Annotated in this window: 11 protein-coding genes and 3 tRNA genes; 9 read left to right on the forward strand and 5 right to left on the reverse strand. The window is 70.1% G+C overall.

Annotated elements, in window-relative coordinates; genetic code table 11:
* Nucleotides 1-3 precede the first annotated feature (3 nt).
* A complete protein-coding gene (locus JOE38_RS14705; RefSeq protein ID WP_204576943.1) occupies nucleotides 4-1,839 on the reverse strand; it encodes a glycoside hydrolase family 15 protein in 1,836 nt (611 codons plus the stop codon).
* A gap of 237 nt (nucleotides 1,840-2,076) precedes the next feature.
* On the opposite strand from JOE38_RS14705, the gene JOE38_RS14710 reads away from it, so the two are divergent.
* From JOE38_RS14710 to JOE38_RS14725, 4 genes are all read left to right on the forward strand, one after another.
* Nucleotides 2,077-2,610, forward strand: coding sequence for an O-acetyl-ADP-ribose deacetylase (locus JOE38_RS14710; RefSeq protein WP_204576944.1), 534 nt, complete (start codon nucleotides 2,077-2,079; stop codon nucleotides 2,608-2,610).
* An 820-nt stretch (nucleotides 2,611-3,430) separates the two neighbouring features.
* The gene (locus tag JOE38_RS16155) at nucleotides 3,431-3,772 is read left to right on the forward strand and encodes a helix-turn-helix domain-containing protein (RefSeq protein ID WP_194683188.1); all 342 of its coding nucleotides are present in this window, start codon (nucleotides 3,431-3,433) and stop codon (nucleotides 3,770-3,772) included.
* Nucleotides 3,769-4,194, forward strand: coding sequence for a hypothetical protein (locus JOE38_RS14720; protein ID WP_194683187.1), 426 nt, complete (start codon nucleotides 3,769-3,771; stop codon nucleotides 4,192-4,194). The genes JOE38_RS16155 and JOE38_RS14720 overlap by 4 nt, the downstream gene beginning before the upstream one ends.
* 507 nt (nucleotides 4,195-4,701) lie before the next feature.
* The gene (locus JOE38_RS14725; RefSeq protein ID WP_275577789.1) at nucleotides 4,702-4,836 is read left to right on the forward strand and encodes a hypothetical protein; all 135 of its coding nucleotides are present in this window, start codon (nucleotides 4,702-4,704) and stop codon (nucleotides 4,834-4,836) included.
* Nucleotides 4,837-4,892: 56 nt separating this feature from the next.
* Here the strand turns inward: JOE38_RS14725 and JOE38_RS14730 are convergent.
* The 3 genes from JOE38_RS14730 to JOE38_RS14740 form a co-directional block, all read right to left on the reverse strand.
* Nucleotides 4,893-4,968, reverse strand: a tRNA-Phe gene (locus JOE38_RS14730).
* Nucleotides 4,969-5,037: 69 nt separating this feature from the next.
* Nucleotides 5,038-5,114 (reverse strand) — tRNA-Asp (locus JOE38_RS14735).
* Nucleotides 5,115-5,135: 21 nt separating this feature from the next.
* Nucleotides 5,136-5,211, reverse strand: a tRNA-Glu gene (locus JOE38_RS14740).
* A gap of 426 nt (nucleotides 5,212-5,637) precedes the next feature.
* Here JOE38_RS14740 and JOE38_RS14745 point away from each other — a divergent pair.
* Together JOE38_RS14745 and JOE38_RS14750 are read left to right on the forward strand one after the other, a co-directional pair.
* Nucleotides 5,638-6,933, forward strand: a complete 1,296-nt coding sequence (locus JOE38_RS14745) for a M23 family metallopeptidase (protein ID WP_204576945.1) — start codon at nucleotides 5,638-5,640, stop codon at nucleotides 6,931-6,933.
* A 13-nt stretch (nucleotides 6,934-6,946) separates the two neighbouring features.
* Nucleotides 6,947-8,323 carry a C40 family peptidase gene (locus JOE38_RS14750; RefSeq protein WP_204576946.1) on the forward strand — a complete coding sequence of 459 codons (1,377 nt, stop codon included), beginning with the start codon at nucleotides 6,947-6,949 and terminating at the stop codon, nucleotides 8,321-8,323.
* A 97-nt stretch (nucleotides 8,324-8,420) separates the two neighbouring features.
* Here the strand turns inward: JOE38_RS14750 and JOE38_RS14755 are convergent, their stop codons facing one another.
* Nucleotides 8,421-8,942: an inorganic diphosphatase gene (locus JOE38_RS14755; RefSeq protein ID WP_119457535.1), complete on the reverse strand. Its 522-nt coding sequence runs from the start codon at nucleotides 8,940-8,942 to the stop codon at nucleotides 8,421-8,423.
* A 54-nt stretch (nucleotides 8,943-8,996) separates the two neighbouring features.
* Here JOE38_RS14755 and tilS point away from each other — a divergent pair, with 54 nt between their 5' ends.
* The 3 genes from tilS (at nucleotide 8,997) to ftsH (ending at nucleotide 12,724) form a co-directional block, all read left to right on the forward strand.
* Complete coding sequence (gene tilS / locus JOE38_RS14760) at nucleotides 8,997-10,013, forward strand: tRNA lysidine(34) synthetase TilS (protein WP_204576947.1); 1,017 nt, start codon at nucleotides 8,997-8,999, stop codon at nucleotides 10,011-10,013.
* Between the two features lies 1 nt (nucleotide 10,014).
* Nucleotides 10,015-10,566, forward strand: a complete 552-nt coding sequence (gene hpt, locus JOE38_RS14765) for a hypoxanthine phosphoribosyltransferase (RefSeq protein WP_204576948.1) — start codon at nucleotides 10,015-10,017, stop codon at nucleotides 10,564-10,566.
* A gap of 157 nt (nucleotides 10,567-10,723) precedes the next feature.
* On the forward strand, nucleotides 10,724-12,724 hold the full coding sequence (ftsH, locus tag JOE38_RS14770) for an ATP-dependent zinc metalloprotease FtsH (RefSeq protein ID WP_204576949.1): 2,001 nt from the start codon (nucleotides 10,724-10,726) through the stop codon (nucleotides 12,722-12,724).
* The last annotated feature ends 3 nt before the right edge of the window (nucleotides 12,725-12,727 follow it).

The following is a 12,727-nucleotide window of genomic DNA, read 5'->3' on the forward strand; positions in this document are numbered from 1 at the left end:
CGCCTACCGCTTCGCGCGCGGCGTCCGGGTCGAGCGCTTCCGCCCGTGCGACAGCTCGTCAATCGTCAGCGCCGCGCTCACCAGCGCGAGGTGGCTGAGCCCCTGCGGCAGGTTCCCGAGGAACGCGTGGTCGTCGGCGTCGATCATCTCGGAGTACAGCCCGACGTCGTTGCCGAGGTCGACCAGCTGGTCCATCAGCTCCCGCGCCTCGTCCATCCGGCCGACGCATGCGAGCGCGCCCGCCATCCAGAACCCGCAGGCGACGAACGTGCCCTCCTCCTCCGGCATGCCGGAGTAGCGGTACAGCAGCGGCCCGCGACCGAGCTCGGAGCGCAGCGCGTCGAGGGTGCGGGACATGCGCTCGCCGCGGTCGAAGCCGGAGACGGCGTGCAGCAGGATGCTCGCGTCGAGCCGCTGGCTGCCCGGGTGCATCACGTAGGCGCCGCGCCCCTCGTCCCAGCACTCCTCCTCGACCCAGGTGCGGATCCGGTCGCGCTCGGCTCGCCACCGGTCCGGCACGCCGGGGATCTGTCCGAGCTCCGCGAGCTCCACGGCGCAGTCGAGCGCCTGCCAGCAGCCCAGCTTCGAGGTCGTGTAGTGCTGCTCGTCCTCGAGCTCCCACATCCCGGCGTCGCGCTTCTGCCACATGTCGCACGTGCGGTCGGCGAAGGTCGCGAGGAGGCGGCCGGTGTCGGCGTCGAGCACGTTGCCGTCGCGGACGTAGGTGCGCACCACGTCGAACAGGTCGCCGAAGACGCCCAGCTGCAGCTGCGACTGCGCGTCGTTGCCGTCGACGACGGGCCCGACGCCGCGCCAGCCCGGCACCTCCGGGTTGGAGCTGCCCTCGGGCACGCCGCCCTCGAGCGAGTAGAAGACGTGCAGGTCGGGTCCGTTGTCGCGGATCGTGCGGAGCATCCACGACACCGCCGCGTGCGTCTCCTCGCGCAAGCCGAACCGCACGAGCGCGTTCACGGTGTACGCGAGGTCGCGCACCCAGGCGAAGCGGTAGTCCCAGTTCTTGCCGCCGCCCATCCGCTCGGGCAGCGAGGTCGTCGCGGCCGCCGCGATGGATCCGGTGGGCGCGTGCACGAGCAGCTTGAGCGCGAGGGCGCTGCGCTGCACGGCCTCGGCCCACTCGCCCTCGTAGCGGAACTCGGCGCTCCAGCCCTCCCAGTTGCGGATGGTGCGGTTGATGCCCTCGTCCACGATCTCGGGGTTCGGGATCCGCACGGGTTCCCGCTCGGTCCCCACCATCGTGAGGACGTGGCGCGATCCCTCCTTCGTGGTGAACGCGCCGGCCAGCGACTGCGTCCCGGGCTCGGCGGGCCCGTGGTCGAGGCCGACGACCGCGAGCGTCACGCCGTCCACGCGGATGACCGGGCCGTTGTGCGTCGCCTGCACCCAGGGCGACGACGTGCCGAGCGCGGTCCCGGGCGCGACGAGCCAGCTCATCGCCACCTCGCCCGTGAGCCCCTCGATGCGTCGCCCGAGCTCGGACCACGGCAGACGCCCGGCGACGCCCGTGACGAGCGCGTCGGTCACGCGCACGCTGCCGGACGCGGTGGTGAACGTGGTGGTGAGCACGTTGGTGCCGGGCACGTAGGCGCGCGTCACCTCGAAGTCCTCGTCGGGCCGCAGCGTGATCCGGCCGCCGTGCGGAGCGTCGAGGATCGCGGCGAACGCGGGCGCCGTGTGCAGGTTCGGCAGCGGCAGCCAGTCGATGTCCCCGTCCTCGGCGATGAGCGCGACGGTGCGCCCGTCCCCGATGGCGGCATAGCTGCGGAGCGCGACGTAGCCGTCGATGCGCTCGGGTGCGGGGCGGGATGCGGACGTGGCCATGGGACTCCTGTCGACGCCGGCAGGAGGGCACCGACCCCTCCAGTATCCCCGGGACGCCTCCGCGCGACCGGGCCGCCGACCGGACGCGGACACGGCGGGCCGGCCAATCCCTTCTTCCCCGGGCTCCGAATACCGCCGATGTGCCCGGAGCCCACCCGAACGGTTCCGGTCGCGCCCGTCGGACAGCGTCGTCCGCGCGGGTCTCCTCCCGCTCGCGATCCGGGCCAGGCTGGATCCATGACGCTCCTCGAGGCCGTGCGCGGCGACATCACCCGGCAGGACGTGGACGCGATCGTGAACGCCGCGAACTCGTCGCTCCTCGGCGGCGGGGGAGTGGACGGCGCGATCCACCGCGCGGCCGGCCCCGAGCTGCTCGCCGCGTGCCGCCGCATCCGCGCCGAGGAGCTGCCCGACGGCCTGCCCGCGGGCGACGCGATCGCGACGCCCGGCTTCCGCCTCCCCGCGCGCCACGTGATCCACACGGTCGGCCCGGTCTGGTCGGCGTCGAACGACCGCACGGCGACGCTCGCGAGCGCCTACCGCCGGTCGATCGAGGAGGCCGCCGCCCTCGGGATCCGCAGCGTCGCCTTCCCCGCGGTCTCGGCCGGCGTCTACGGCTGGCCGGTCGACGACGCGGCGCGCGTGGCGGTGGCCGCGGTGCGCCGGGCGATGGCGGACGGCGCGGCCGACGGGATCGAGCTGGTGCGCTTCGTCCTGTTCTCCGAGGAGGTGCTCGCGGCCTTCGAGGCGGCGCTCGCATCCGAGATCTGAGCCGACCCGGGAACGAGGACGCCGGCCCTGCCGTCTGGGACGGGGACCGGCGGATGGTGCCTGGACGCGGCGTCGATCCGCGGACCTTTCGATTTTCAGTCACGCGAGGGCTCTCAGCAGGGCAGCGAGCGGGGGGCGTCCGTGGCCCCACGGCCCTCCTCTATCCCCGGGGTTTCTCGGAATGACCGGTCGCGCCCGCTGATTCTGGGCAGAACGCCGGCACGAAGCGGGGTGTAGAAGGCGATGGGTGTGCCCACTGAAGGAGGGGCGCGGCTGGAGCCAGGGGTAGTCGACCGTCATGAGCTCGACTACGCTCCCTCCACAAGAGCTGCAAGCAGCTTGTCGCGGACCCGGAGGCGTGTTAAGTTATGACAGAACCGTCTCTGATCCCTATGCTCGGGGAGTCGGAGCCGGTGGTAGCCATCGTCCGCTCGAGCGGACGTGCCGATGCCGTCATTTTTCTAAGGGGGCTAAGTGTTGCGCATCAAGCGAGATTCAAGTACTTCTTGGAGTGCCTTCGCGACGGTCATCGCGTCAAGAGCCCTGAAAACATGCGGCACTTGCACACCGACTCCGGCGGAAATGCCTTACATGAACTAAAGGTTCATGCCGCTGGCGGGCTCCGATTGTACCTCATTTTGAGTGATGGCGTGTGGTACGCGACGCACGGTACAAAGAAAGTAAGCGACAAGCGCGTTCCTGCGGAAATCACCAAGGCCTTTGATATCTTCTACTTCTATATGGACTCTAAGGAAAAGTAATTATGTCGGTATTTCCTGACACTGGTGAGTTTAGAAGCACATACGCGCAAGAAGCGGCCATGGTTAAGGCGAGCGAGCTGATAGCGGAGGCGCTCGAGATTTCGGGGAAATCACGCACTGATCTCGCCGCGGAACTCGGCGTCAGCAAAAGTGAGATAACGGCCCGTCTTCGTGGCGAACGAAATATCACCGTGCGTACTCTTGCTGCGACTTTGCACGCTCTTGGCTCTCATCTCAATCTCAGCCTCACGGGGGCATCGTCTCCGAGCGGTCATGAGATTGTTCGATCGGAATGGAGTCGTCGGACTGCGAGACAGGTCACTAATCGGGTGCCGCGTACGCGCGCCTGCGATCACTCGGTAACATCGGTGTCGGCCTACCGTAAGCAGAAGGCGTCGTGACCGACGAGCTTGCCAATACTTACTTTGCTGAGGACCTCAAAGTGCTCAGCATGCACGGTGACAGTGGTGGGGTGGCGGACGCGCATGCTACATGGGTGGTCTCTTACGACTTGGAGACGATAGATCCTGGACGGATCATCATCGCCACCATGCATGTGGCTAGGGAGCAAGGGCGCGTCGACGTGACGGTCGGGGCCCTGTTCACTGCAGTGGGAGAGGAGCTAACGGACTCGGCAGAGCTTGCTACATCCATCGCGAAGTCGACTGCTCTCGAAACGGTGTATGACTTTGCGCGGACCACATTCATGAGTGTCTGTGGCACTTTAGATATTGACCTTCAAGCGCCAGCCAAGGCGCCGCCGGCTGAGATGAGTCCCTTCGAGGAAGAGGGCAACGAGGAATCGGCAGATCGGGAGGCGTGATTGCCTTTCGTGGCTAGGCATTGCGCCGGTTAGCGTTCCCATTGGCGGCTTTGCGGCTGTAGCTGAGCCTAGGAGATGTTCGCTCAGCTCATTTGACGCTGTGGATGTCGATAACCGGATTTTCGGGCACGATGAGCAGGACGCGCATACACTCGTGCGAGAACTGCTACTACTCTCGCGAATGCGAATGCCGCTCGCTAAAGCGGGCGACGGACGTGAGTCAGCATCTTGCTTGAGAAAGCGTCAGGTTGTCACGGCGGACGTGCGTCGTGATTGGTCAGGGCGGGCATGCTCATACGCGCTCTACTGGTGCCGTCCTGGGTGTCGAGTTTAGGGATTTTCCTGACCCTCTTCCCCGCTAATGGCGGGAGGCAAGGCATTGGGCCCCGATTTGATTCCGTCGGCTCACACCCGATCGCGCCAACGCTCCACGGCTGAGGATGTGGGCACGCTTGACCGGGCGAAGCCGACTGATGTACCAGCAGAGGCGTCATTGCCACATGCGGCGTGGCGGTGGCGGTGGCCGCGGTGCGGGGTCCGCTCGCCGAGGGCGCGGCCGACGGGATCGAGCTGGTGCGCTTCGTGCTCTTCTCCGACGCGGTGCTCGCGGCCTTCGAGGCAGCGCTCGCGTCCGACGCCTGAGCGGGCCAGGAGAAAGAGAGGCGCCGGCCCTGCCGTCTGTGACGGGGACCGGCACATGGTGCCTGGACGCGGCGTCGATCCGCGGACCTTTCGATTTTCAGTCGAACGCTCTACCAACTGAGCTACCCAGGCGAGCGGGCGGCTTGCGAGAAGACGCCCACATCGGACAGAAGCCCTCTCGTGAGAGAGGGCTCATATCCGTGGCGACCCTGACGGGACTTGAACCCGCGACCTCCGCCGTGACAGGGCGGCACGCTAACCAGCTGCGCTACAGGGCCTTGCATGTCGATCACATTGCCTGGTGACCCCAACGGGATTCGAACCCGTGTTAACGCCGTGAAAGGGCGCCGTCCTAGGCCACTAAACGATGGGGCCGCTCGCCCTGGCGGACCAGGTCTCGCAGCAACCGACACGTCAGCATAACCGCACTCCGGGCGAGGACTCAAATCGGCCGTCCCCGTTCGCGTCCTGCCCGCGTGGGCATGCGGATCGGGCGGCGTGTCGGCTCCTCGCACCAGGGCCCCGAGCCCTGCCCGTCGACACCCGGCACGGCCTCCTCGCAGGTTCGCGACACGGCCAGCCCGCTGCCCCGATGTGCCCCATCCGCGGGGTTAGCCTTCGCACGACCCTCCCGGGGAGGGGATCCCCAGCGTGGATCCCCGCATCGGCGCGCTGTGCGCCGCGCACCCCCGTTGCTACTGTGAGAGCCGGTGAAGGCGTGACGGATGTGATCCGCGCTCCCCGCCGGCCCTGCAGGGAGGCACAGCCGGCCAGCCGGGCGACACGATGATCGGGATCACCATGCACCATGACCTCCTCCGGAGCTCGCGCCCCTCGGGCGCGCGACGACCGCGCCCCCGCGGACGCCGCAGCCTCCAGGCCATCGTCGCCATCGCCGCCGTGCTCCTCACCGGATCGATCGCCGCTCCCGCCCACGCCGACACCTTCGCCTCGTGGGACGACGTGCAGAAGGCGCGCGGCGACGAGCAGGCGCAGCAGGCGCTCGTGCAGCGCATCAACGACGAGATCGCGTCGCTCCAGCAGCGCGTCACCGACGCGCAGGCCCTCGTGGTCCAGCGCGGCGACGAGCACGACAAGGCGCAGCAGGCGGCGGACGACAAGCACGCCGAGACCGAGCTGCTGCAGCAGAAGGTCGACGCAGCCGACGCGAAGGCCACGAAGTCCCAGGAGCAGGCCGCCGGCCTCGCCAAGCAGCTGATACGGTCGGGCGGCCAGAACCTCTCCGGTACCCTGCTCCTCAGCGAGGGCGACGGCAGCGACGACCTCCTCGACAAGCTCGGCACCATGAGCAAGGTCGCCGAGAAGACCGACCAGATCTACGCCATCGCCCTCCAGGACCGCAACGCCGCGAAGTCCCTCAGCGACCAGGCCCAGGTCGCGCTGAAGGAGCTCGACGCGCTGAACGCGAAGGCCGAGCAGCTCCTCGAGGAGGCCGCGCAGGCGCAGATGGACCTCGAGCAGGCGCTCGAGGACCAGAGCGCGCAGAAGGCCGACGCCGACGCGAAGCTCTCCGTCATCACCCAGAACCGCGAGGCGACCGAGGACGACTACCAGGCCGGCGTCCGCAAGCGCCAGGCGGACGCGGATGCGCTCGCCGCCAGCCAGGGCGCCTCGGGGGGCGGCGTGTCGACCGGCGCCATCAGCGCTTCCGGCTGGACCGCGCCTCTGCTGGGAGCCAGCACGAGCAGCCCCTTCGGGTACCGGATCCACCCGATCTACCACACCAAGATCATGCACGCGGGCGAGGACCTGGTCCGGGGCTACAGCTGCGGCGAGATCCAGTACGCCGCCCACTCGGGCACCGTGAGCTTCGCGGGTCGGAACGGCGGGTACGGCAACTACATCCGCATCGACCACGGCGGCGGCGTCTCCTCGGCCTACGGGCACATCATGGACGGCGGCACGCTCGTCCGCACCGGCCAGCAGGTCGTCGCGGGCCAGCCCATCGCCCGCACGGGCACCACGGGCGGCTCGACCGGCTGCCACCTCCACTTCGAGATCCGCATCAACGGGAACGCCGTCGACCCGGTGGCGTTCATGCACGGCCAGGGCGTCACCATCACGAGCACGCATTGACATGAGGAACGACATGAACCACCTCCGCCCGACCACGGTCGTCATCTCCACGATCGCCGTGGGGGTGATCGCGGTGTCCAGCGGCGTCGCCGCCCAGACCGCGTTCGCCGCGACCGACTACCCCTCGTGGGCCGACGTCCAGGCGGCGAAGGCGAACCAGGCCGACACCCAGGCGGCCATCGACCGCGTGACCGAGCTGGTCACGGGGCTGCAGGTGTCCGCCGACCAGTCGAACAAGGCCGCGCTGATCGCCGGCGAGAAGTACGCCGGGGCGCAGGCCGCGCGCGACGCGAAGGCCGACGAGCTCGCGCGCCTGCAGAAGAAGGCCGACGAGGCGCAGGCCACGGCCCTCACCAGCCGGATGCGCGCGGGGCTCCTCGCGAGCCACCTCGCCCGGGCGGGCGGCCAGGACATCACCGCGAGCCTCTTCTCCTCCGACGGCGACGACGCGGAGGAGCTGCTGCGCTCGCTCGGCACCATGACGAAGCTCTCCGAGAGCACGCAGTCCGTGTACCAGCAGGCGCTCGCGGACCGCAACAGCGCCGCGTCGCTGAGCGACCAGGCGCAGGTCGCGAAGGACGAGCTCGCCCGGCTCGCGGACGAGGCCCAGAAGGCGCTCGACGACGCGAACTCCGCGGCCGCGACCGCGCAGGCCGCGGTCACCGAGCAGACGCGCAACAGCGACCAGCTCATCGCGCAGCTGGCGCTCCTCAAGGACTCCACCTCGGAGATCGAGGCGCAGTACATCCAGAGCATCACGCAGCCGCCCATCCCCGAGGCCGCGGCCGCACCTGCGGCGTCCTCCGGCGGCTCGGGCTCGGGCGGCGGATCCTCGTCCGGCGGCGGCGGTGGTCCGTCCTCCGGCGGCGGGTCGTCGTCCGGCGGGGGCGGATCCTCGTCCGGCGGCGGATCGAGCGCCCCCGCGCCCGCACCCCAGCAGCCCGCCCCGCAGCAGCCGTCGCGTCCGGCGCCCGCGCCGGCACCCGCGCCCGCGCCGGCTCCCGCCCCGTCGGGCAACGCGGCGCAGGTCGCGATCTCGTTCGCGAAGGCCCAGCTCGGCGAGTCCTACGTCCTCGGCGGCGCGGGCCCGAACGTGTGGGACTGCTCGGGCCTCGTGATGATGGCGTACCGCGCGGCGGGCATCGACGTCGGCAGCCACTCGGTGAGCTCGCAGTACAACACGATGCAGGCCCGGGGCCGCCTGGTGCCGTTCTCGCAGCGCCAGGCCGGCGACATCATCTTCTGGAACGACGGCAGCGGCTTCTACCACGACGCCATCTCGCTCGGCGGGAACACCATCATCGCGGCGCCGAAGCCCGGCGACGTGGTGAAGATCCAGGGCCTCTGGGGCGGCAGCGACATCATGCCGTACGTCGGCCGACCCGGCTGATCCCCGCCCGCCGCACACGACGACGCCCGCCTCACCGCATCAGCTGCGGGGGCGGGCGTCGTCGTGTCCGGCGCGCGGACTCAGGCGGTGACGCGGATCAGGCGTCCTCCTCCGGCTCGCCGCCGTGGCCGTCGCCCTCGGCCTGGAGCTTCTCGAAGCCGGCCTGCACGATGCGCTCGGCCTCGGCCGCGTCGCCCCAGCCCTCCGTCTTGACCCACTTGCCGGGCTCGAGGTCCTTGTAGTGCTCGAAGAAGTGCTCGATCTCGTTGCGCGTCTGCTGCGGCACGTCGTCGATGTCCTGGATGTGGGCCCAGCGCGGGTCCTTCGCGGGGACGCCGATGACCTTGGAGTCGATGCCGGCCTCGTCGCTCATGTTGAACACGCCCACGGGGCGGATGGAGACGCCCACGCCGGGGAAGACGGGGTATTCGAGGAGCACGAGCACGTCGACGGGGTCGCCGTCGAGGCCGAGCGTGTTCTCGAAGTAGCCGTAGTCGGTGGGGTAGACGAACGACGTGAAGAGCACCCGGTCGAGGTACACGCGACCCGTCTCGTGGTCGACCTCGTACTTGTTGCGGGACCCCTTGGGGATTTCGACGACGACGTCGTAGCTGGCCATGCGCGTGCTCCTCGTGGTTCTGACGTGGGCGGATTGCTGCCATAACGTTAGTGGATGCCCTCCGAGCGCCCCCGTCTCACCCCCGCCGTCGCGGACCTCCGACGGGCGGTCCGCGAGGCGCTCGCCGGAGCCCCGGCCGGGCCCGTCCTCGTGGCGCTCTCCGGCGGCGCCGACTCGCTCGCGCTCGCCGCGGCGGCCGCGTTCGAGGGGCCGCGCGCGGGCGTCGCCGTGGGCGCCGTCGTCGTCGACCACGGGCTGCAGGACGGCTCCGCGGGCGTCGCCGCCCGGGCCGCCGACGCCGCGCGCGCGCTCGGCCTCACGCCCGTCGTCGTGACGCGCGTGCAGGTGGATCCGGGCACCGCCGGCCCCGAGGCCGCCGCCCGCGCGGCCCGGTACGCCGCGTTCGACACGGCGCTCCGGGAGACCGGATCCCGCGCGCTGCTCCTCGCCCACACCCTCGACGACCAGGCCGAGACCGTGCTGCTCGGGCTGGCGCGCGGATCCGGGGCGACGAGCCTGCACGGCATGGCCCGCTCCGCGCCGGCCCGCGACGCCGACGCCGTCTACCTGCGGCCGTTGCTCGGGATCCGCGCGGCCGCCACCCGCGCCGCGTGCGCTGATCAGGGCCTCGACCCGTGGCAGGACCCGCACAACGCCGATCCCGCCTACGCCCGCGTGCGCGTCCGCCACGACGTCCTGCCCGTGCTCGAGCGCGAGCTCGGCCCCGGCATCGCCGAGGCCCTCTCCCGCACGGCCGACCAGCTGCGCGAGGACGACGACGCGCTCGAGCACTTCGCCGCCGAGATGGTCGAGGAGATCGCCGACCACGCCGAGGCGGGCATCTCCCTCGAGGTGGCCTCGCTCCTCGCCGCGCCGCCCGCGCTGCGGCACCGGCTGATCCGCCTCGCCGCCCGCGAGGAGTTCGCCGCGCACCTCTCGCGGACGCACGTCCTGGAGGTCGCGCGGCTCGTGACCGACTGGCACGGGCAGGGGCCCGTCGACCTGCCGGGCGTTAGGGTCGTACGCAAGGACGAGCTCATCGTCCTCAGCGCCAGGACGACGGAAGAGTGACATGAGATCCACCGACATCGCCGACGACCTGACCGAGGTCCTCCACACCGAGGAGGAGATCCGCGGCCGCATCGCCGAGATGTGCCGCGAGATCGAGCGCGACAACCCGGGGGAGGAGCTGCTCCTCGTGGGCGTGCTCAAGGGCGCGGTCATGGTCATGGCCGACCTCGCGCGCGAGCTCGAGCTGCCGATCCACATGGACTGGATGGCGGTGAGCTCCTACGGCTCCGGCACCAAGTCGAGCGGCGTCGTCCGCATCCTCAAGGACCTCGACGCCGACCTCACCGGTCGGCGGGTGCTGATCGTCGAGGACATCATCGACTCCGGCCTCACGCTCTCCTGGCTGCTGGCGAACCTGCGCTCGCGCGGGGCCGCGAGCGTCGAGGTGTGCGCCCTGCTGCGCAAGCCCGAGGCCGCGAAGATCGCGGTCGACGTGAAGTACGTGGGCTTCGAGATCCCGGACGACTTCGTGGTCGGCTACGGCCTCGACTACGCCGAGCGGTACCGCAACCTCCGCGACGTGGCGGTCCTCGCGCCGCACGTCTACAGCTGAGGCGTCCCGCTCCTCTTATCGGCCTCCATGCCGGCGCACGTTCGGCTGGCGGCGAACACCGCGGCCACGCTCAGACGGCCGCTTGTATCCTCGAGACATCTCGTCGCCGTACGGCGCGGCACGGGCAGAAAGGTGTCGGGCCCGCGCCCCTACGCTCATGAACTTCAAGAAACTCCTCCGCAGCCCGATCCTGATCGTCGTCCTCGCCATCGTCGTGGTGTCGGTGGGCTTCAGCCTCATCACGGGATCCGGCTACAAGACCATCACCACGCAGCACGGCCTCGAGCTGATCCAGGACGGCAAGGTCGCCTCCGCCAAGATCATCGACGGCGAGCAGCGGGTCGACCTCACGCTCGCGAGCGCCGACGGCGACAACGGCACCATGGTGCAGTTCAACTACGTCGCGCAGCGCGGCGGCGAGATCGTCTCCGCCATCACGGCCGCGAACCCCGCCGAGGGCTTCGACGACCAGGTGCCGCAGCCGAGCTGGCTCCTGTCGGCGTTCAGCATCCTGCTGCCGCTGCTGCTCATCGGCTTCTTCATCTGGATCATGTTCTCCGGCATGCAGGGCGGCGGGAACCGCGTCATGCAGTTCGGCAAGTCGAAGGCGAAGCTCGCCTCCAAGGACTCCCCGAAGGTGACGTTCGCCGACGTCGCCGGGTCGGACGAGGCCATCGAGGAGCTCGAGGAGATCAAGGACTTCCTCAAGGAGCCCGCCAAGTTCCAGGCCGTGGGCGCCCGCATCCCCAAGGGCGTGCTGCTGTACGGCCCTCCCGGCACCGGCAAGACGCTCCTCGCGCGCGCCGTCGCGGGCGAGGCGGGCGTGCCCTTCTACTCGATCTCCGGATCCGACTTCGTCGAGATGTTCGTGGGCGTCGGCGCGAGCCGCGTGCGCGACCTGTTCGAGCAGGCCAAGCAGAACGCGCCGGCCATCATCTTCGTCGACGAGATCGACGCGGTCGGCCGCCACCGCGGCGCCGGCGTCGGCGGCGGCAACGACGAGCGCGAGCAGACCCTCAACCAGCTCCTAGTGGAGATGGACGGCTTCGACGTCAAGACCAACGTCATCCTCATCGCGGCCACCAACCGGCCCGACGTGCTCGACCCCGCGCTGCTGCGCCCCGGCCGCTTCGACCGCCAGATCGGCGTCGACGCGCCGGACCTCCAGGGCCGCAAGCAGATCCTCGAGGTGCACGGGCGTGGCAAGCCGCTCGCCGCGGGCGTCGACCTCGAGGTCCTCGCGCGGAAGACCCCGGGCTTCACGGGCGCCGACCTCGCCAACGTCCTCAACGAGGCCGCGCTGCTCACGGCGCGCTCCAACGCCCAGCTCATCGACGACCGCGCGCTCGACGAGGCCGTTGACCGCGTCATGGCCGGCCCCCAGCGCCGCAGCCGCATCATGCGCGACCACGAGAAGCTCATCACCGCGTACCACGAGGGCGGCCACGCGCTCGCGGCGGCGGCGATGAACAACACGGATCCCGTCACGAAGGTCACGATCCTGCCGCGCGGCCGCGCCCTCGGCTACACGATGGTGCTGCCGCTCGAGGACAAGTACTCCGTCACCCGCAACGAGCTGCTCGACCAGCTGACGTACGCCATGGGCGGCCGCGTCGCCGAGGAGATCGTGTTCCACGACCCCACCACGGGCGCGTCGAACGACATCGAGAAGGCCACGTCGACCGCGCGTCGCATGGTCACCGAGTACGGCATGAGCGCCAAGGTCGGATCCGTGAAGCTCGGCTCCAGCTCGGGCGAGCCCTTCCTCGGGCGCGAGCTCGGCGGCGGACGCGACTACTCGGAGGACATGGCCCTCACGGTCGACGCCGAGGTGCGCGCGCTCCTCGACGGCGCGCACGACGAGGCGTGGCAGGTCATCAACGACAACCGCGACGTGCTCGATCGCCTGGCCACCGAGCTCCTCGAGAAGGAGACGCTCGACCACGACCAGCTCGCGGCGATCTTCGCGGACGTCAAGAAGCTCCCGCCGCGCCCGCAGTGGCTGTCGAGCGACAAGCGCCCGCTGTCCGACCTGCCCCCCGTCCCCATGCCGCAGAAGGCGCCCATCGACCAGGGCGTCGTCGACGGCGCGGTGGACTCGGAGCCGCCGGCCGGCAAGCCGAAGCGCTCGCCCTTCCCGCGTCCCGCGACGGCCTGAGCC

Origin of the sequence: Clavibacter michiganensis (assembly GCF_016907085.1) — a bacterium.
Classification (GTDB): Bacteria; Actinomycetota; Actinomycetes; order Actinomycetales; family Microbacteriaceae; genus Clavibacter; species Clavibacter michiganensis_O.